We start from the raw sequence: 18,864 nt of genomic DNA, 5'->3' as shown, positions 1-18,864 counted from the left end.
AGCTCCAAGGTTCAGGAATGGGCTGGCAGGCGCACGAAGGGGTGATCGTGCCCATGGCTGTGGCTGTGCGGCGCGCTCTGGTAGGCCCCGGCTTCTGGCTCGAACGGTGCCTGCTCGGCCTCGACCGTCAGGCCCAGGCCGCGCAGCATGTCGTCAAGCACGTGGTCGTGCTGGTAACGCAGCAGGCCCGGCTCGATCTGCAGGGGGACGTGGCGGTTGCCCAGGTGGTACGCGGCACGCGCCAGCAGGTGCGGGTCGCTGCAACGCACGGTCGATACTGCCTCGGGCGCTGCGAGCACCTGCACCACCTGGCTGCCCGCGGCATCGGCCAGCAGCTCGCCACCGCGCAGCAGGTGGCCGCGCTCAAGCATCAGGCCCGCCTCCCGGCCATCGTCGAGGGCAACCCGCAAGCGGCTCTTGATACGGCTATCGACGTCCAGGGTAACGGTGCCGGTGATAGTGTCGGATGCATCGATCCGGCGGGTCAGGACAATCATCTTCGCTCCTTCAGAACAGGAAATAACGCTGGGCCAGCGGCAGTTCGCTGGCCGGCTCGCACACCAGCAGTTCGCCGTCGGCGCGTACCTGGTAGGTCTGCGAATCGACTTCGATCACCGGTTGCAACGTGTTGTGGACCATATCGGCCTTGCGTACCTGCCGGCAGCCGTGGGCCACGCCGATCAGGCTCTGCAAGCCCAGTTCATGGGCCAGGCCGCGGTCCATGGCGGCCTGGGGCAGGAAGGTCATGCGCGTGGCATGGCGGGCAGCACCGAGCGCCCCGAACATGGGCCGGTAATGCACCGGCTGTGGGGTCGGAATCGAACCGTTGATGTCGCCCATGGGCGCGGTGACGATCATCCCGCCCTTGATGACCAGTGCCGGCTTGACCGCGAAGAAGGCCGGCGACCACAGCACCAGATCGGCCAGCTTGCCCACCTCCACCGACCCCACCTCATGGGCGATGCCATGGGTCAGCGCCGGGTTGAGGGTGTATTTGGCGATGTAGCGCTTGACCCGGAAGTTGTCGCTGTAGCTGCTGTCCGGTGCCAGAGGCCCGCGGCGCACCTTCATCTGGTGGGCGACCTGCCAGGTGCGCAGCACCACCTCACCGACGCGGCCCATGGCCTGGGAGTCGGACGAGGTCATGGCGAACGCGCCCATGTCATGCAGGATGTCTTCGGCGGCGATGGTTTCGCGGCGGATGCGTGACTCGGCGAACGCCACGTCCTCGGCGATGCTCGGGTCCAGGTGGTGGCAGACCATCAGCATGTCGAGGTGTTCATCGACGGTGTTGACCGTATAAGGCAGGGTCGGGTTGGTCGAGGATGGCAGCACGTTGGCCTGCCCTGCCGCGCGGATGATATCGGGTGCATGACCGCCGCCGGCCCCTTCGGTGTGGAAGGTATGGATGGTGCGGTCACCGATGGCGGCCAGGGTGTCTTCGATGCAGCCGGACTCGTTGAGGGTGTCGGTGTGAATCGCCACCTGGATGTCCATTTCCTCGGCAACGCCCAGGCAGCAGTCGATGGCGGCCGGGGTAGAGCCCCAGTCCTCGTGCAGTTTCAGGCCCACCGCACCCGCAGCGATCTGCTCGCGCAGCGCGTCAGGACGCGAGGCATTGCCCTTGCCCAGCAGGCCGATGTTGATCGGCAGGCTGTCGGCCGCCTGGAGCATGCGCGCCAGGTACCAGGGCCCCGGGGTGCAGGTGGTGGCATTGGTACCGGTGGCCGGCCCGGTGCCACCGCCGATGAACGTGGTGACGCCACTGGTCAGCGCTTCTTCCACCTGCTGAGGGCAGATGAAGTGAATGTGCGAATCGATGCCCCCGGCGGTGACGATCTTGCCTTCGGCCGCGATCACTTCGGTGCCTGGGCCCACTGGCACGGTCACGCCCGGCTGCACGTCAGGGTTGCCGGCCTTGCCGATGGCAGCGATACGCCCGTGCTTGACGCCGATATCGGCCTTGACGATACCCCAATGATCGATGATCAAGGCGTTGGTCAACACCAGGTCCATGGCCTGGGCAGCAAGCATCTGGCCCTGGCCCATGCCGTCGCGGATGACCTTGCCACCCCCGAACTTGACCTCTTCGCCGTAAACCGTGAAGTCCTTCTCCACCTCCACCCACAGCGCAGTGTCGGCCAGCCGTACACGGTCGCCGACAGTAGGGCCGAACATGTCGGCATAGGCCCGACGTGAAATACGGCTCATGCCTGGCCCTCCAGTGCGCCCATCACTTTGCCCTGAAAGCCATACACCTCGCGCTTGCCGGCGTAGGCGACCAGCTGCACGGTACGCGCCTGGCCCGGCTCGAAGCGCACGGCAGTGCCGGCCGGAATGTCGAGACGAAAGCCGCGGCTAGGCTCGCGGTCGAACACCAGGGCATCGTTGACCTCGTAAAAGTGGTAATGCGAGCCCACCTGCACCGGCCGGTCGCCATGATTGGCCACGTTGACACTGACCGTTTCGCGGCCGGCGTTGAGTTCGATGTCGCCGGCGGCGACCTGGATTTCACCTGGGATCATGCTGGGCTCCTCGGCCAGGTCAGACGATGGGGTCATGCACGGTCACCAGCTTGGTGCCGTCAGGGAAGGTGGCTTCGACCTGCACGTCATGGAGCATCTCGGGCACACCGTCCATGACGTGCTCGCGGCCGATCACTTCCCGGCCCAGGCTCATCAGCTCGGCTACCGTACGCCCATCACGGGCGCCTTCGAGCACTGCGGCGCTGATCAGCGCCACCGCCTCGGGGTAGTTGAGCTTCAGGCCACGGGCCAGGCGCCGTTCCGCCAACAGTGCGGCAGTGAACAGCAGCAGTTTGTCTTTCTCTCTCGGGGTCAGCTCCATGGCGCTCTCTCAAGTGGCCCAGATGCGCGGCGGGCACGCCGACAGGCCGAGGACGGCCGGCCGCAGGACGTGCCAGAGGCGCTGCAGGGTGTGTTGCAGATGTTGGTTGTCGTGGTCCAGCAGGCGAATCACCAGCAGCGAACCGAGCAAGGTGGCGCCGCCCGGCGTTTTCAGTTCATCGAGCAGTGGCCGCACCTTTTCCAGCACGGCTGGATCTGCCGGGTAGGCACAGAAAGTGGCGAGCAAGGGGTGCCCGCCGAGTTTGTCGAGTTGGCCCCCTGTGATGCGCAGGCGCTCGCTCAAGCCAGGGTCGTCGGGCACCTCGATGCTAAGACGGCTATCCAGCGCGCCCTGAGCGAAACGCTCGCCCATCACCGGTCGGCCCAAGCAGAGCGTTTCCCAGGCCAGCAGGCGAGCACCGGGCTCAAGGGTGAAGCGGCTGTCGAGGCTGGCCCGTGCACCGGAAAAGAAAATGCTGTCCTGGGGCAGCCACTCCAGGGTGCTGCCCGCTTGCAGATGAAAACGTTGGGTCAGCCATGCGGTGGGGCCGATACTTCGATAAAACTTGCTGGCGCCAGGCATGGTCAGCAATGCATGGCTGCCAGGCTCTAGCTGAAGATCCAGTTCCAGGCGATCACCGGCAACGATGCCCCCTGGCGGGTGCAGCACATAGACGTGGCACGGCGCACCTTCCGGGTAGAACGGCCGCTGCACCAAAAGCGGGCCAAAATGACGACGCGCACCAAGGCGGGTCACGCCAGCACGCGCGACAAAGCGCAACTGCAGGTAGGCGCTCCATCCTGCATCATGTTCAGATTTTTCGACGCGCTCCGCCAGCAACATCCTATAGCCCCTGATTTTCACGGCCTCATGGCCGTTGCGAGCACCAGCGCCGCGCACTGACGTGCTGCAGGCCTGACCACTCGATCAAATTCGATTGGCTGGGATATAGCAGTTTGCGGGCCAACTACGCAGGTGAAGCCACATGAAACATAAAGCGCAAGGCTCTGGCGTGGGGCATGCCCGCTCATGGCGCACGACACGAGGGCACGCATCAGCCCTGTTTCGGTGCTCGAATCAGCCAGGGTGTTTCCCCGCGAACAGGACAGCCCGCCGCCACAATCGGTAGACTGGCAACCCAGTCACATACCGTCCACGGCCAAGGAACCGCCATGCCTCTCGCCCCTGCCATCCCCATCCTGCGTATTTTCTCGGTCGAAAAGGCCAAGGAGTTCTACCTCGACTTCCTCGGCTTCACCCTGGACTGGGAGCACCGCTTCAGCCCGGACCTGCCTTTGTATGCGCAAATTCATCGCGACGGCCTGATCCTGCACCTGAGCGAGCACCACGGCGACGCGTGCCCAGGCTCGTCGGTGTTTGCCCGCACCGACGAACTGCTGGCACTGCAACGTGAACTGCAGGACAAGCAGTACGGCTATGCCCGCCCACAGGCTGAGCGCGTCGATTGGGGCCTACAGATGCAGATACGCGACCCGTTCGGCAACCTGCTGCGTTTCTGCCAGCAGATCGATGACGAGGCCGCGCCATGAAAGCATTGGGCAAACGCGAACTGGCTCGCCTTGAGCGTGAACTGGTGGCATGCCTGACCGACGCATGCGAAACGGCCAAGGCACAGATCGTCGGATTCAGCTGGCTGACCCATCGCCTGGACCCTGAACAGTTCCCTGCCAGCTTGCGCATCACCTGGGTCTTCGAGCGCGAAGTCGACAAGGCCGCAGCGCTGGCGGGTGATGCCAAGGCTCGCATGCTCAAGCTGACAGCCCAGGCGCTGGACGAAGCAGGCGTAACGCTGGATCACCCGGCATGGCATGTGCGCTTTGACAGTGAAGAGGCGTGTGAGCGAAGCCATGGCGGGGATTGGAACAGGCGGCTCGGTGCTGCGCGCTAGCGCTGGAGGCAGTCACATGGCGCAATGCTGGCCCTGATCGGCCCCAAGGACACCGCGAATCCATCGCCAGCCCCGCGCCCCCAATTCGTGACTGGGCGTTCCCGATCCGCGGCGGATGTATTATCGTGGCGAGGTGCGCATATAACAGCAGCCCGAGCGATCGGGCACTTGCAAGACAATCGAGGGTGTCATGAGTAACGAAAGCATTAACTGGGACAAGCTGGGTTTCGACTACATCAAGACCGACAAGCGCTACCTGTCCGTATGGCGCAACGGTGAGTGGGACAAAGGCACCCTGACCGAAGACAATGTGCTGCACATCAGTGAAGGCTCCACTGCCCTGCACTATGGCCAGCAGTGCTTCGAAGGCCTGAAGGCCTACCGCTGCAAAGACGGCTCGATCAACCTGTTCCGCCCTGACCAGAACGCCGCCCGCATGCAGCGCAGCTGCGCTCGCCTGCTGATGCCGCAGGTGCCGACCGATGTGTTCATCGAGGCCTGCAAGCAAGTGGTCAAGGCCAACGAGAAATTCGTCCCGCCACACGGCAAAGGTGCCCTGTACCTGCGCCCGTTCGTGATCGGCACCGGCGATAACATCGGCGTGCGCACCGCCCCCGAGTTCATCTTCTCGGTATTCGCCATCCCGGTTGGCTCGTACTTCAAAGGCGGCATGAAGCCGCACAACTTCCAGATTTCCAGCTTCGACCGCGCCGCGCCGCAGGGCACCGGCGCCGCCAAGGTCGGCGGCAACTATGCAGCCAGCCTGCAGCCAGGTGCTGAAGCCAAGAAAGCCAACTTCGCCGACGCCATCTACCTCGATCCGCTGACCCACACCAAGATCGAGGAAGTCGGCTCGGCCAACTTCTTCGGCATCACCGCCAACAATGAATTCATCACCCCGAAATCGGCCTCGGTACTGCCAGGTATCACCCGCCTGTCGCTGATGGAACTGGCGTCCTCGCGCCTGGGCCTGACCGTGATCGAAGGCGATGTCGAAATCAACAAGCTCGACCGCTTCATCGAAGCGGGTGCCTGCGGTACCGCCGCGGTGATCACCCCGATCGGTGGCATCGAGTACAACGGCAAGCTGCACGTGTTCCACGACCTAGAAAAAGTCGGCCCGGTCACCCAGAAGCTCTATAGCGAGCTGACCGGCATTCAGAGTGGCGACGTCGAAGCACCGGCTGGCTGGATCGTCAAGGTCGCCTGAGCCTTCGCGCAACGCTGAACCGCAGGGCATGCCAGACGCTGGCATGCCCTTTTTTCTGCCTGATAGGACCGGCCTCATCACTGGCAGGCCGCCTCCCCCGCAATTGCGTCGACTTGTGCCAATCTGCAGCCAGATGAATTTTTCTTAAATTCCCGGCAGTCTATTCTTTGGCACAATCAAGCCTCCACTAGACGCCCAGGAACCAGCATGCCACGCGTACTGACCATCGAAGACGACGCCGTCACCGGCCAGGAAATCGTCGCCGAACTCACCAGCCACGGTCTGGAAGTGGATTGGGCAGACAATGGCCGTGAAGGCCTGGCCAAAGCCATCGGCGGCGGCTATGACCTGATCACCCTGGATCGCATGCTGCCTGAGGTCGATGGCCTGACCATCGTCACCACCCTGCGCAACCTTAAAATCGCAACGCCAATCCTGATGATCAGCGCTCTGTCCGACGTCGATGAGCGTGTCCGAGGCTTGCGTGCCGGTGGCGACGACTACCTGACCAAGCCGTTCGCCTCCGACGAGATGGCTGCACGGGTGGAAGTGCTGCTGCGGCGCAACAGCGTGCCGATGACCCAGACCCGACTGCAGGTCGCCGACCTGCAACTGGACCTGATCAGCCATGAGGCCCGCCGCGGCGACCAGACGCTCAACCTGTTGCCAACCGAGTACAAACTGCTGGAGTACCTGATGCGCCACAGCGGCCAGGTGATCACGCGGATGATGATCTTCGAGGAAGTCTGGGGCTACCACTTCGACCCTGGCACCAACCTGATCGATGTGCATATCGGCCGCCTGCGCAAGAAGATCGATTCCCCCGGGCAAGCGCCGCTGATCCGTACCGTACGGGGCTCCGGCTATGCCATTGCTGAACCCAACTAAGGGCTGGAGCTCCTCGACCAGCCGCCTGCTGGCGTTGTACAGCTTCCTCTTCGTGGCCTGGAGCAGCATCCTCATGGGGGTGCTGTATTTCGAGGTGTCCAGCTACCTGAACAAGCTTACCCGCCACTCCATGCTGCAGCGCCAGCACCTTTTCGCACACATGAGCGGCAAGCAGCTGGACGACGCCCTGATCGCCAGCCAGGCATTCGAGGAGCGTGCCTTCGATGCCTACGGCCTGTTCGACGCCCAGCTCAACCCGATCGGCGGGCGCATCCGTGCTATCCCGCCGGAACTGGGCCTGGACGGCAAGGTGCATGAACTCGAGCGCTGCCTGGACGCCGATGACCCGCACATGCCGCGTGACAGCTGCGACGCGGTGGCAATCAAGGTTCAGGACGGCCGCTGGCTGGTCCTGCTGCGCGACAACGGCTCGTTGTTCGTGGTGACACGCATCATCCTGCACGCGTTGCTATGGGGCATATCGCTGACACTCATCCCTGGCTTCGCTGGCTGGTACATGCTGCGGCGCAGGCCTTTGAAACGCATTCGCGCGATACAGGCGCAGGCAGAGCTGATCGTCGCCGGCGACCTCACCCACCGCCTGCCACTGTCGGCCCGGCGCGACGAACTGGACATGCTGGCAGCCATCGTCAACGCCATGCTTGACCGGATCGAACGGCTGATGCACGAGGTCAAGGGCGTGTGCGACAACATTGCCCACGACCTGCGCACACCGCTCACCCGCCTGCGAGCGCAGCTGTACCGCATCCGCCAGCAGAGCGGGTTGGACTCAGCGCAAGCCGAAGCACTGGACCAGGCCATCGGCGAAACCGATACCCTGATGGCACGTTTTCGTGGCCTGTTGCGCATCAGTGAGCTGGAGGATCGCCAGCGCCGCGCCGGCTTCATTGAGCTTCACCCGCGTGAGTTGCTGGTGGAGTTGCACGATTTCTACCTGCCCCTGGCTGAAGATGGCGGCATCCGCCTGCAGCTGCAGCAGCCTGAGCACCTGGCGGCGCTGCATGGGGACCGTGAGTTGCTGTTCGAAGCGCTGGCCAACCTGGTGGGCAATGCCATCAAGTTCACGCCAGAAGGTGGCCGGGTAGCCATTACCGCGACGCAGGACGAGACAGGCGTGCATATCGCTATCGAGGACAGCGGACCTGGGATTCCGGAACAAGAGCGCACTGCAGTGCTGAAGCGGTTCTATCGCAGCGATGAAGGCCACCGCCACCCGGGATTCGGCCTCGGTTTGTCGATCGTTGCGGCGATCGTCGACTTGCACGGGTTTGGGCTGGAGGTGGGTGACAGTGAGCTGGGCGGGGCCAAGCTGGTCTTGCATTGCCCATTGGCGGGGTTGCCGAGGTAAAAGCGGGAACTGCTGTGCAGTCCATCGCCGGCAAGCCCACCACGACAGCACAACCGTCAAGCCCTGCACAATACCTGTGGGCTTGCTCAGCTCTCACCAACACCACGCAACCTTCAAGCCCTGCGCAATACCTGTGAGCTTGTTCGGCTCTCACCACCACGCAACCTTCAACCCCTGCGCAATACCTGTGGGAGCCGGCTTGCCGGCGATGGGGCCGCTAAGCGGCCCCCGTTAATCAGTCAGCCAGACGCCAGGTAGTGCCACCCTTGCCGTCTTCCAGCACCACCCCCATGGCGGTCAGCTGGTCACGGATCCGGTCGGACTCTGCCCAGTTCTTGTCGGCACGCGCCTGCAGACGCGCCTGGATCAGCGCCTCCACTTCAGCCGCATCGACCTTGCCTTCAGCCCCTGCACGCAGGAAGTCATCGGCCTCCAGCTGCAGCACACCCAGCACATCACCCAGCTCGCGCAGGCGACCGGCCAGGCCAGCAGCCGCATCCGGCTCGCTGTCGCGCAGGCGGTTGATCTCGCGCACCAGGTCGAACAGCACGGCACAGGCTTCGGGGGTGTTGAAGTCGTCGTTCATCGCCACGCTGAAGCGCTCGACGAATTCCTCGCCACCCTTGGCTGCCACACGCGGCAAACCCCGCAGTGCGTGATAGAAGCGCTCCAAGGCACCTTTGGCATCACGCAGGCTGTCTTCGGAGTAGTTGATAGCACTGCGGTAGTGACTGGCCACCAGCAGGTAGCGCACCACCTCCGGGTGGTATACGTCGAGCACGTCACGGATGGTGAAGAAGTTGTTCAATGACTTGGACATCTTCTCGCCATTGATGCGGATCATGCCGCAATGCATCCAGGCATTGGCGTACTGCTTGCCGGTCGCCGCTTCGCTCTGGGCGATTTCGTTCTCGTGGTGCGGGAACTCCAGGTCGCTGCCGCCACCGTGGATGTCGAAGCTCTCGCCCAGGCAGCAGGTGGACATCACCGAGCACTCGATGTGCCAGCCCGGACGGCCCGGCCCCCACGGCGAATCCCAGTACGGCTCGCCCGGCTTGACGCCCTTCCACAGGACGAAGTCGAGCGGGTCCTGCTTGGCCTCATCGACCTCGATGCGGGCACCGATGCGCAGGTCCTCGATCTTCTTGCGCGACAGCTTGCCGTAGCCGACGAACTTGCCGACCCGGTAGTACACGTCGCCATTGCCGGGCGCGTAGGCGTAGCCCTTGTCGATCAAGGTCTGGATCATCGCGTGCATGCCGGCGATATGGTCGGTGGCACGCGGTTCCTGGTCCGGCTTGAGGATGTTCAGGCGCCGTTCGTCCTCGTGCATCGCATCGATCATGCGGGCCGTGAGCGCGTCGAAGGTTTCGCCGTTCTCGTTGGCCCGGTTGATGATCTTGTCATCGATGTCGGTGATGTTGCGCACATAGGTCAGCTCATAGCCGCTCTTGCGCAGCCAACGGGTGACCAGGTCGAAGGCCACCATGCTGCGGCCATGGCCCAGGTGGCAGTAGTCGTACACGGTCATGCCGCACACGTACATACGCACCTTGTTGCCATCGAGCGGCTTGAAGACTTCCTTGGTTTTGCTCAGCGTGTTGTAGATGGTAAGCACGGCGGTTCCTTAGCTGCCCCAGGAGTCACGCAGGGTGACGGTGCGGTTGAACACCGGGCGGCCCGGCTGGCTGTCCTTGAGGTCGGCGCAGAAGTAGCCTTCGCGCTCGAACTGGAAGCGGTCTTCAGGCTGCGCCTGGCCCAGCGACGGCTCGGCACGGCAGCCGGTCAGCACTTGCAGCGAGCCCGGGTTGATGTTGTCGAGGAAGCTGGCGCCCTCCTCGGCCTTCTCTGGGTTCGGCGAGCGGAACAGGCGGTCGTACAGGCGCACTTCGCATTCGACACTGGCGTCTGCCGGCACCCAATGGATCACGCCCTTGACCTTGCGGCCCTCGGGGTTCTTGCCCAGGGTCTCCGGGTCGTAGGAGCAGCGCAGCTCGACGATGTTGCCATCGGCGTCCTTGACCGCTTCGTCGGCGCGGATCACGTAGCTGCCACGCAGGCGCACTTCACCGGCCGGCTCCAGGCGCTTGTAACCCTTTGGCGGCTCTTCCATGAAATCGTCGCGGTCGATGTACAGCTCGCGAGCGAAGGGCAGCACGCGCACGCCCATGTCTTCCTTGGGGTGGCGCGGCAGTTCGAGCTGCTCGACCTGGCCTTCAGGGTAGTTGGTGATGACCACTTTGAGCGGGCGCAGCACGCACATGGCGCGTGGCGCGGTGCGGTCGAGGTCGTCACGGATGCTGAACTCGAGCATCGACATGTCGACGACGCCGTCGGAGCGGTTGGTACCGACCATCTCGCAGAAGTTGCGGATCGAGGCCGGGGTGTAACCGCGACGGCGGAAGCCCGACAGGGTGGACATGCGCGGGTCGTCCCAGCCGCTGACATGTTTCTCGTCGACCAGCTGCTTGAGCTTGCGCTTGGAGGTGATGGTGTAGTTCAGGTTCAGGCGGCTGAACTCGTACTGACGCGGGTGCGCCGGTACCGGCAGGTTGTCGAGGAACCAGTCGTACAGCGGCCGATGGCCTTCGAACTCCAGGGTGCAGATCGAGTGGGTGATGCCTTCGATGGCATCGGACTGACCATGGGTGAAGTCGTAGTTGGGGTAGATGCACCACTTGTCACCGGTCTGGTGGTGGTGGGCATGACGGATGCGGTACAGGATCGGGTCGCGCAGGTTCATGTTCGGCGAGGCCATGTCGATCTTGGCCCGCAGCACGCGCTCGCCATCCTTGAACTCGCCAGCCTTCATGCGGGCGAACAGGTCGAGGTTCTCTTCGACGCTGCGCTCACGGAACGGGCTGTTCTGGCCAGGCTCGGTCAGGCTGCCACGGTAGGCCTTGGCCTGATCAGGGGTCAGGTCGCAGACATAGGCCTTGCCACGCTTGATCAGTTCAACGGCCCAATCGTGCAGTTGGTCGAAGTAGTTCGAGGCATAACGCACCTCGCCGGCCCAGTCGAAGCCCAGCCATTTGACGTCGCGCTGGATGGCATCGATGTACTCCTGGTCTTCCTTGGCCGGGTTGGTGTCGTCGAAGCGCAGGTGACAGACGCCGCCGAACTCCTTGGCCAGGCCGAAGTTGACGCAGATCGACTTGGCATGGCCAATGTGCAGGTAGCCATTGGGCTCCGGCGGAAAACGAGTGACGATGCTGCTGTGCTTGCCCGAGTCCAGGTCGGCCTGGATGATCGGCCGCAGGAAGTTCGCAGGGACGGCGGGGGCGCCTTTGGCAGCGGCGTTGGGCGCGTTGTCGGCAGTGGGCTTGCTCATAGGATCCTTGAATGCACGTGTCCGGCCTGGGTAGGCCGATTGAATCAAAGGGCCTATCATAGCCGAAGCAGTCAAGCTGCTGACAGCCAGGCTCGGACAAACTGCCGTGATTTATCGCAGCTTTTTGTCGCGGCCTGGCAAAATGGCCAGTGCGCGCCATGTGTCGCGGTCGCCCGATCCTGCGTCAGGTGACTACAGGCGCACTGCGCACCCTAATTCCCGAATGCCTTGAAAGAGCGAATTCCAGCATGTCCAAAGTCAAACTGACCACCAACCACGGCGTTATCGTCCTGCAACTGGACGCCGAAAAGGCGCCGCTCACCACGGAAAACTTCGTTCAGTACGTCAAGGACGGTCACTACGACGGCACCGTGTTCCACCGTGTGATCAAGGGTTTCATGATCCAGGGCGGCGGCTTCGCGCCAGGCCTGAGCCAGAAGAAGACCCGCGCCAGCATCCAGAACGAAGCTGACAACGGCCTCAAGAACACCAAGTACAGCATCGCCATGGCCCGCACCATGGACCCGCACTCGGCCTCGGCCCAGTTCTTCATCAACGCCTCCGACAACGACTTCCTCAACCACAGCGGCAAGAACACCCAGGGCTGGGGCTACGCGGTGTTCGGCGAAGTGACCGAAGGCCGTGAAATCGTCGACGCCATCGAAAAGGTCGCCACCGGTTCCAACGCTGGCCACCAGGACGTACCTAAAGACGACGTGATCATCGAGAAAGCCGAGATCGTTGAGTGATACTGCTGATCTCTGATCTGCATCTGCAAGAAGAACGCCCGGACATCACCCGGGCGTTTCTTGATCTGCTCGACGGCCGCGCACGCCACGCCGATGCGCTGTACATCCTCGGCGACTTCTTCGAAGCCTGGATCGGCGACGATGCCATGACGCCCTTTCAGCAGTCGATCTGCCAGGCCCTGCGCCGGCTGAGCGACAGCGGCACGGCCGTCTACCTGATGCACGGCAACCGCGACTTTTTGATTGGCGAGGGCTTCTGCCAAGCGGCCGGCTGCACCTTGCTGGCCGACCCCAGCGTGATCAGCCTTGGTGGCGAGCAGGTTTTGCTGATGCATGGCGACACCCTGTGCACCCGCGACATCGGCTACATGAAAATGCGCCGCTATCTGCGCAACCCGTTGAGCCTGTGGGTTCTACGGCACTTGCCGCTTGCCACCCGGCAGAAGCTGGCGCGCAAGCTGCGTAGCGAAAGCCGTGCCCAGACGCGCATGAAAGCCACCGACATTGTCGATGTCACAGCCGAAGAAGTGCCAGCGGTGATGGCGGCGCACGGTGTAAAAACGCTGGTACATGGCCACACTCACCGGCCGGCGATCCACAAGCTGGTGGTGAACGGGGAGCCGGCCCGGCGCATCGTGCTGGGCGATTGGGACCGTCGCGGCTGGACCCTGCAGGTCGATGCGCAGGGCTTTCAGTTGGAACCGTTCGAGTTTTCCTGAAACGGATGGCTTGGCCATACCGGCCTGATCGCCGGCAAGCCGGCGCTACAAATACGCTGTGGCGAACCTGTAGATGCCGGCTTGCCGGCGATCAGGCCGGCACTCGTTTGCAACTCAAGGCCGGCTCGCCACCGCCGCCTTGTCACCTTCGCTGATCACATACTGCCGATACTCAGGGTCAGCCTTGATTTGCGCCTCGGTGAACGGAATGGGCGCCAACTGCTTGGCCGAGAAGGCCTTGGTCTGGTCGCTCGAATGTGCCGAAGCGGCTTCGCTGGATTGCGAGAAGGCCAACAGCCCCCGCGCCTGCGGCCCATCCTCGGTGAAACTGACCAGTTGCAGGTAACTGGTGCCACTGACCACCAAGCGCTTGCCCGGCCCATGCGGGATGCTGTAGATCGCGTTGTACACCCCCATCGCCTGCGCGCCGCCCGGTACCGGCGTGCCATCGGCCGCCTGCTGGATCTGCCCCCAACGGCTGCCTTCAGCAACCCCGGCTTTGGCGACCTGCTGCAGGGAGGCCAGCGCCGCTTCGCGCAGCAACTTGCGCACCGCGGCCTGCTCCACTGCCAAGCCGCGCGGCGTGTGTTGCGGGTCTGCCGGATCAAACGCCACCCGCCAGCTTTGCGGATGCCTGGCCATGTTTTCGACGATGTTCTGGAAATGCACCAGGCCAATCCCACTGTCAAGGTCAGCCTTGCCATCCCAGCTTGTCAGGCTCGAACATAACGCCTGCAAATCGGCCTCAGCGCCTTTGCACCATTGCAGCAAGTCTGGGAGCACCAGGCTGGCCAGGTAGACCTCGTCATCCATCACCATACGCTGCAGGTCATCCACACCCAGCTTGGCCTTGCCTTGCAGGCGCTCGAGCGCGAAGCGCCCGCGCATACCCAATGGCTGGTCGCTGCGGCTGATCAGCGGTGAGTACCCGGTCAACGGCTGGGCGGGGTTGGTCATCCACGCCGGGTCGTTGGAGCTCTGCACGAAATCGTTGCGCGCAAGGCTGGGCAACAGACGTGGCGGGAAGATGCCCGGCTGCGCCGCCTGGGCATCGACCTTCCACTGGCAGGCGCTGCGTGAGCCATCGAGCACTACCAGCGGGCCTTGCGCCGCCGGGTTGCTGCACTGGCTGAGCAACTGCTGGTCCACGTAGGGCACTACTGACTGGTTAAGGTAGAGCGCCTTACCGCCCGAATCGACAGCCAAGGTGTTGACCCAGGGTATGCCTTGCAACTGCTCGATCGAGCCCTGCAGTGCCGCCAGGCTATCGGCACGGTTGATGTGATACCACTGCTGCAGCACACGGGTATTGTCCAGATTGGCGTCACGCAGGCTGTAGGCCGTTTTGCTGTCCCAGTCCAGGCGGCCTGGCCACTGCACCACGGGCCCGAATTTCGAGCTGTAGACCTGGCGCTCCACCTGGCTCAGCGTGCCATCTTCGGCCTTGACCGTGACACTCACAGCCTGCTGGGTCAAGGGCAAGGACTTGCCATCGAACAGGTAGCGCGTCGGGTCTTGCGGGTCCAGTTGCAGTTTATAGAGCGTGAAGTGCTTGGAAGTATCGACCGTATGAGTCCAGGCCAGATGACGGTTGAAACCAATGTTCACTACTGGCAAACCAGGCAGTGCGGCCCCCATCACGTCCAGCTGGCCTGGGATGGACAGCTGCATCTGGTAGAAGCGCATCCCGCCCATCCAGGGGAAATGCGGGTTGGCCAGCAACAGGCCGCGGCCGTTGGCCGAACGCTCTGCGCCCACGGCAACGGCATTGCTGCCCCGTTCCGAAGCGAAACGCTGTTGCTGGGCCAGTGCCTCGCCGAACGTATGCGCTGCCTGCTGGCTGGTCAGCTGTGGCGGTTGAGCCCCCGCCAACGCCTCGGCGAATTGCCCCAACCCGCCCTCCGCCAGCAGACGGCGGGTCAGCTTGATCAGGTCCAGGCTGGTGATCGGCCGCAACCACTGGCCATCCCCGCATTCTGCCGGCAGCCCTTGGCTACGGCGCTCGGCCAGGGCGCGGTTGAAACCACTGGCATAGCCTTCCAACAAATCGCGCACCTCAGAGGGTTGGGACTGGAGGAAGCTGTTGACCGCGGTCGGCGTATTGAGCCAGGTGAAGAACAGGTCGCTGGCCAGGTTATCGCGCTGCTCGAGGGTTTTGCCCTGCGCGCCAAAAAAGCGCGAGCGTTCACCGTTGACCGTCAGCACTTCATTCGCCAGCAGGCACAGATTGTCTTGGCCATAGGCATAACCGATGCCGTAACCCAGACCGCGCTCATCCTTGGCCACGATATGCGGCACGCCGAAACTGGTGCGCCGGATTTGCGCAGTGGCATCGCTACTGGCCGCTTGCGCCTGCGCGGCGAGGCTTGAGGCAACCAACGCGGCCGCAAGGCCAACGCAGGTCATAGGTCTTGAAATTGAGAGCACGGGCACTCCTGGGCTTCTGGGATCATTCCCAATCAGACGAACACCCAGATGAAAATTTTACGCAGCAGGCGCATCAGATTCGTCTTCATGACACAGGCAGCGATTTTTTTTGCGCAAAAGCTGCAGTTTCTCCGCGCTCATTCGTCCTAGTAAGTGAGGCACCCATATTTCGGGACAGTCCACGAAAAGGAGCATTCACATGTACAACCCGCAACCTTCACTTCAGCTCGGGCGAACCCCGGCCGAGGCGGCCAATGGACAGGACGCCTGCGGGGAAGAGCGTGTCGGCAACGAACAGATCCGCGAGTTGCTGCGCACCTATGGGCTGCGTACCAGCCTGATCCGTCTCAAAGTGATCGATGCCCTGCACAGTGCCGGCCGCGCCGGGCGCAGCATTGGCGTGCGCGGGGTGCACGCGCACCTGGAACAACTGGATATTCCGCTGTCGTTTCTCAGTGTGCGGGAGGTGCTCAAGCGACTGTGCGCAGAGGGCGTGATCCACTTGGGCAACGACAAGTGCTACAGCCTCAACCCGCAAGCGCGCGCCGTGCTCGAGCAGCCCTCTTCGCGCTGAGCGCAAGGCCGGCCATCGCTGGCCGGCCGGCAAGGGTCAGGGCTTGACCTTGCGCCGCAGAATCCCGTTGATCACGACCACCACGACTGCAATGGCGATGGCCAGCATCTGGAAGGTCTGTTCACTGATGGTGCCCTGTTTCTGCAGGTGCGAAAGGCCCAGCATGAGGCCCAGCACCACCAGGATGATCAGAATCGAATATTTGAGGCGCTGCACGTGTGTCATCGATAGTTCCTTGCAACATCGGGGGCAAATGGCTCGCAACGAGCCGGCGCCATGATACAACGCCCGTGGCTTTTGGCGCTGCATTTCCTGCTTAGCGCGGCCCCTCAAGCCTGAAAGCATTGGCCTCCCCACCCCCCTGTTGGAGGCTCCATGCTCAAGCCCGCCCTGCTCATTCTGTTGTTACTCCCCGCTCTGCCCACCCACGCGCTGGATGTCCGCCAGATACCGCCTGAACGATTGCTCGAACTGGGCCGCGACCTGGCGGCCCACGCCGGCAGCAGTCAATGGCAGCAGTTATGGCAGCGAACGAGGGCGGCCGGACACCTGATCGCCGAGCCTGGCCACGCCCATTTCACCCTCGAGCAGCCGCAGCTGCCCAAGCTCGCCTACGAAACCTTGGCCAACGCCGGGCAGGTCGAAGCCGTAGGCCAGACCCTGGCGCTCTACCGCAGGTCCTTCCCCGATAAGGTACTGGGCCGGCACGACAAACAATCGCTCAGTGCACTCTGCCTCGTGGTGGATTGGCGCAGCCTGCCTCAAACCATGGCCAGTCGGCCCCACGCCTACCTCGCCAACGTGAGCTTGATGCATGTTTACCCCTGCGTTGAGGGTACTGGCACCCAGTTGCCTCACGGAAAAGCGCCCCCCTGAGTATCAACGCCTGTAGGGCAACGCCAGAGCGATGTCCTACAACCCGCGAAATCGTTGCCTTCAAATCCTGCACCTTGAGGCTACAACAGCTGGACCACTTGGCGCCTAGCGACAGTATTCGTCACTCACTGACAATCCGCTCATGCCAGCGACAGAGCGCCGATGCTAATCGCCGACACGTCATTGCGGCATATCCAAGCATCGCGCCCCATCAACCGCGAGGGAGCCACATATGGAATTGCAAGATCTCACAGCCATAGACATCAGCCAGCTACCGCATTCGCTGCAGTCCCTGATCGAGTGTATCGGCATCGAAAACGCCTACCAGCTCACCTGTGCCTTTGGCGGCAGACCCAAGTACATCCCCAAGCACCGCGAGCGAACCAAGCTCGCCGAGATACTCCCGGGTGAGGCCCTCGACGCCCTGATCAAGCGCTTTGCCGGTGTGGCGCTGGAAATTCCCAAGCCAGACCACTTCCTGCGGCAATTGCGCAACCTGCAAATCCAGAAAGAAAGCGCCGAGGGCCTGTCACGCAGCCTCTTGGCCGACAAGTACGGCCTGAGCCTGCGCCAGATCGGCAATATCCGTCGCCAGGAGCCTTGCACGCGCTGACGACACCCACCCGGCCGCACTGACGGCCGTCTTTGCAGCACCCATTAAAAAGAGAATCGAGCTATGTCCATCGACAACAGCCTAATCGGATCGGTCATCAATGCCTTGCCCATGGACCGGATGATCGCCGGGCCACTACAAGCCATGGTTCAGGCGCAGGTCACTGCGAGCAAGTCCTATGCGGACTTCCTCATGCAGGTCTGCGTACAGGATGGCAAAGCGGTCGCCATCCAGTTCGACTATGACGAGACCATCGTCAACGAACAGGGCGAATACAAAGGTGTCGTCAACAAGTCCATGAAGGTGCCGCTGCTGGCGGCCATCACCCACCCCAACATTGTCATTGAAGAAGGAACGGTCGACTTCGAACTGACCATCAGCCAAGCGGCTGAGGATTTCAGTGAGTCGAGCAAAAGTGGCGAAGTGGCTGGGTCACTCGGCTGGGGACCTTTCAAGCTGGACATGAAGGGCAGCATCAGCCACAAGTCCACGCAGACCCGCAAGACCGATACCCGCGCCCGCTACGCGTTCAATACCACCTTACGCCGCCAGGACCCGCCAGAGGCCGTGATGAGAGTCATCGATTTTCTCACCGATGCCGCCACCAAACCAACGGTGGTACCTAACTCGACCCTGGTGAGCACCGATACGATTTCCGATGCCGACGTACTGAAGGGCGATACAGCGAACACCCCCTCCCCAAGTCCCAGCACGCCCTGACGCTTAGCCCTGTCTCAAAATGTCCGCCTCGCTGAGCACAGCGGGGCTCCCGTGTACCAAGGAGACAAGTGAGTGGACAATCACCCTGCCCCCATGACCGCGATCGACCTGCGGGATATCACCCGTGGCCTGCAGGAGGCCGCAGCGGCCACCAATAGCCTGATTGCCCAGCAGTACATCAATCTGTTCGACCACTTCTTCGACATCGACCCCCAGGCCCTCGGGGCACCTATGAAGGCCAAGATGGTCGAGGTCGCCATGGACGACCAGCATGTGATACGCGTGCCGTTGTTCGCCCTGGTATCACCCAAGGGGCTGGCCTTGGAGCGCATGCAAGTCGACCTCTCGGTGCGCGTCAACGGCACGGAGGCGCTGCGTGCGATGCAGGCCAACGCTGAGGCCGGCGGCGCAGCGGCATTCAAGGTCACGATCGGCGCCCAGGGCCGCCAGGGCGAAACGCGAGACCCGGACGAGGTGCAGATCCGCATGCAGTTTCAGGCCAGCGACCCCCCCGAAGCGCTGAACCGCCTGATCGAGGAATACACCAAACTGATCAACCCTACCCGCAAGCCACCCGCTGCGCCCGGCCCTGATACCAACGAGTTCATCGAGGCCGCCACCGTGCGTTGATG

The 18,864-nt window shown here is 62.9% G+C and carries 21 protein-coding genes; 12 read left to right on the top strand and 9 right to left on the bottom strand.

The window, feature by feature from the left end:
- Window positions 1–11 precede the first annotated feature (11 nt).
- The 5 genes from ureE to ABRP30_RS11535 are packed head-to-tail and all read right to left on the bottom strand — an operon-like array spanning window position 12 to window position 3,690.
- Window positions 12–497: an urease accessory protein UreE gene (gene ureE, locus ABRP30_RS11555; protein ID WP_267823404.1), complete on the bottom strand. Its 486-nt coding sequence runs from the start codon at window positions 495–497 to the stop codon at window positions 12–14.
- Between the two features lie 10 nt (window positions 498–507).
- Window positions 508–2,211 carry an urease subunit alpha gene (ureC, locus tag ABRP30_RS11550; RefSeq protein ID WP_349974236.1) on the bottom strand — a complete coding sequence of 568 codons (1,704 nt, stop codon included), beginning with the start codon at window positions 2,209–2,211 and terminating at the stop codon, window positions 508–510.
- Window positions 2,208–2,525, bottom strand: coding sequence for an urease subunit beta (locus ABRP30_RS11545; RefSeq protein WP_267823945.1), 318 nt, complete (start codon window positions 2,523–2,525; stop codon window positions 2,208–2,210). Before ABRP30_RS11545 ends, ureC begins: the two co-directional genes overlap by 4 nt.
- Window positions 2,526–2,544: 19 nt before the next feature.
- A complete protein-coding gene (locus ABRP30_RS11540; RefSeq protein WP_241805779.1) occupies window positions 2,545–2,847 on the bottom strand; it encodes an urease subunit gamma in 303 nt (100 codons plus the stop codon).
- Window positions 2,848–2,856: 9 nt separating this feature from the next.
- Window positions 2,857–3,690 (bottom strand): urease accessory protein UreD, encoded by an 834-nt coding sequence (locus tag ABRP30_RS11535; RefSeq protein WP_349974237.1) that lies wholly within the window; start codon window positions 3,688–3,690, stop codon window positions 2,857–2,859.
- A gap of 329 nt (window positions 3,691–4,019) precedes the next feature.
- Between ABRP30_RS11535 and ABRP30_RS11530 the strand changes: the two genes are divergently transcribed.
- From ABRP30_RS11530 to ABRP30_RS11510, 5 genes are all read left to right on the top strand, one after another.
- A complete protein-coding gene (locus ABRP30_RS11530) occupies window positions 4,020–4,397 on the top strand; it encodes a glyoxalase superfamily protein (RefSeq protein ID WP_267823398.1) in 378 nt (125 codons plus the stop codon).
- Window positions 4,394–4,756, top strand: a complete 363-nt coding sequence (locus tag ABRP30_RS11525; RefSeq protein ID WP_349974238.1) for a hypothetical protein — start codon at window positions 4,394–4,396, stop codon at window positions 4,754–4,756. Before ABRP30_RS11530 ends, ABRP30_RS11525 begins: the two co-directional genes overlap by 4 nt.
- A 190-nt stretch (window positions 4,757–4,946) precedes the next feature.
- Entirely contained in the window at window positions 4,947–5,966 is a 1,020-nt protein-coding gene (locus tag ABRP30_RS11520; protein WP_349974239.1) for a branched-chain amino acid aminotransferase, read from the top strand.
- Between the two features lie 207 nt (window positions 5,967–6,173).
- On the top strand, window positions 6,174–6,854 hold the full coding sequence (locus ABRP30_RS11515) for a response regulator transcription factor (RefSeq protein ID WP_241805783.1): 681 nt from the start codon (window positions 6,174–6,176) through the stop codon (window positions 6,852–6,854).
- On the top strand, window positions 6,832–8,223 hold the full coding sequence (locus tag ABRP30_RS11510; RefSeq protein ID WP_267823392.1) for a HAMP domain-containing sensor histidine kinase: 1,392 nt from the start codon (window positions 6,832–6,834) through the stop codon (window positions 8,221–8,223). Before ABRP30_RS11515 ends, ABRP30_RS11510 begins: the two co-directional genes overlap by 23 nt.
- Before the next feature lie 235 nt (window positions 8,224–8,458).
- Here ABRP30_RS11510 and cysS read toward each other — a convergent pair whose 3' ends face one another.
- Together cysS and ABRP30_RS11500 are read right to left on the bottom strand one after the other, a co-directional pair.
- Entirely contained in the window at window positions 8,459–9,841 is a 1,383-nt protein-coding gene (gene cysS, locus ABRP30_RS11505; RefSeq protein WP_267823390.1) for a cysteine--tRNA ligase, read from the bottom strand.
- Between the two features lie 9 nt (window positions 9,842–9,850).
- Window positions 9,851–11,554, bottom strand: coding sequence for a glutamine--tRNA ligase/YqeY domain fusion protein (locus ABRP30_RS11500; RefSeq protein ID WP_349974240.1), 1,704 nt, complete (start codon window positions 11,552–11,554; stop codon window positions 9,851–9,853).
- Window positions 11,555–11,802: 248 nt separating this feature from the next.
- Between ABRP30_RS11500 and ABRP30_RS11495 the strand changes: the two genes are divergently transcribed.
- A complete protein-coding gene (locus ABRP30_RS11495) occupies window positions 11,803–12,303 on the top strand; it encodes a peptidylprolyl isomerase (RefSeq protein ID WP_349974241.1) in 501 nt (166 codons plus the stop codon).
- The gene (locus ABRP30_RS11490) at window positions 12,300–13,022 is read left to right on the top strand and encodes a UDP-2,3-diacylglucosamine diphosphatase (RefSeq protein WP_241805788.1); all 723 of its coding nucleotides are present in this window, start codon (window positions 12,300–12,302) and stop codon (window positions 13,020–13,022) included. The genes ABRP30_RS11495 and ABRP30_RS11490 overlap by 4 nt, the downstream gene beginning before the upstream one ends.
- 114 nt (window positions 13,023–13,136) lie before the next feature.
- Here the strand turns inward: ABRP30_RS11490 and ABRP30_RS11485 are convergent, their stop codons facing one another.
- Window positions 13,137–15,428 (bottom strand): acylase, encoded by a 2,292-nt coding sequence (locus ABRP30_RS11485; protein ID WP_349974600.1) that lies wholly within the window; start codon window positions 15,426–15,428, stop codon window positions 13,137–13,139.
- 220 nt (window positions 15,429–15,648) lie between these two features.
- Between ABRP30_RS11485 and ABRP30_RS11480 the strand changes: the two genes are divergently transcribed.
- Window positions 15,649–16,023, top strand: a complete 375-nt coding sequence (locus ABRP30_RS11480) for a fe2+ zn2+ uptake regulation protein (RefSeq protein WP_349974242.1) — start codon at window positions 15,649–15,651, stop codon at window positions 16,021–16,023.
- Window positions 16,024–16,059: 36 nt separating this feature from the next.
- Here the strand turns inward: ABRP30_RS11480 and ABRP30_RS11475 are convergent, their stop codons facing one another.
- Entirely contained in the window at window positions 16,060–16,248 is a 189-nt protein-coding gene (locus ABRP30_RS11475; RefSeq protein ID WP_016394938.1) for a hypothetical protein, read from the bottom strand.
- Between the two features lie 150 nt (window positions 16,249–16,398).
- Here ABRP30_RS11475 and ABRP30_RS11470 point away from each other — a divergent pair, with 150 nt between their 5' ends.
- The 4 genes from ABRP30_RS11470 to ABRP30_RS11455 all read left to right on the top strand — a co-directional run bounded on the left by ABRP30_RS11470 (window position 16,399) and on the right by ABRP30_RS11455 (window position 18,862).
- Window positions 16,399–16,899 (top strand): hypothetical protein, encoded by a 501-nt coding sequence (locus ABRP30_RS11470; protein ID WP_349974243.1) that lies wholly within the window; start codon window positions 16,399–16,401, stop codon window positions 16,897–16,899.
- Window positions 16,900–17,131: 232 nt separating this feature from the next.
- A complete protein-coding gene (locus tag ABRP30_RS11465; protein ID WP_241805791.1) occupies window positions 17,132–17,512 on the top strand; it encodes a Mor transcription activator family protein in 381 nt (126 codons plus the stop codon).
- 63 nt (window positions 17,513–17,575) lie between these two features.
- The gene (locus ABRP30_RS11460; RefSeq protein ID WP_349974244.1) at window positions 17,576–18,232 is read left to right on the top strand and encodes a DUF2589 domain-containing protein; all 657 of its coding nucleotides are present in this window, start codon (window positions 17,576–17,578) and stop codon (window positions 18,230–18,232) included.
- Window positions 18,233–18,304: 72 nt separating this feature from the next.
- Entirely contained in the window at window positions 18,305–18,862 is a 558-nt protein-coding gene (locus ABRP30_RS11455; RefSeq protein ID WP_241805793.1) for a DUF2589 domain-containing protein, read from the top strand.
- Window positions 18,863–18,864: the final 2 nt, after the last annotated feature.

This window comes from Pseudomonas sp. WHRI 8519, from assembly GCF_040224055.2.
Classification (GTDB): Bacteria; Pseudomonadota; Gammaproteobacteria; order Pseudomonadales; family Pseudomonadaceae; genus Aquipseudomonas; species Aquipseudomonas putida_X.
This window is presented reverse-complemented; position numbering and strand designations above follow the sequence as displayed.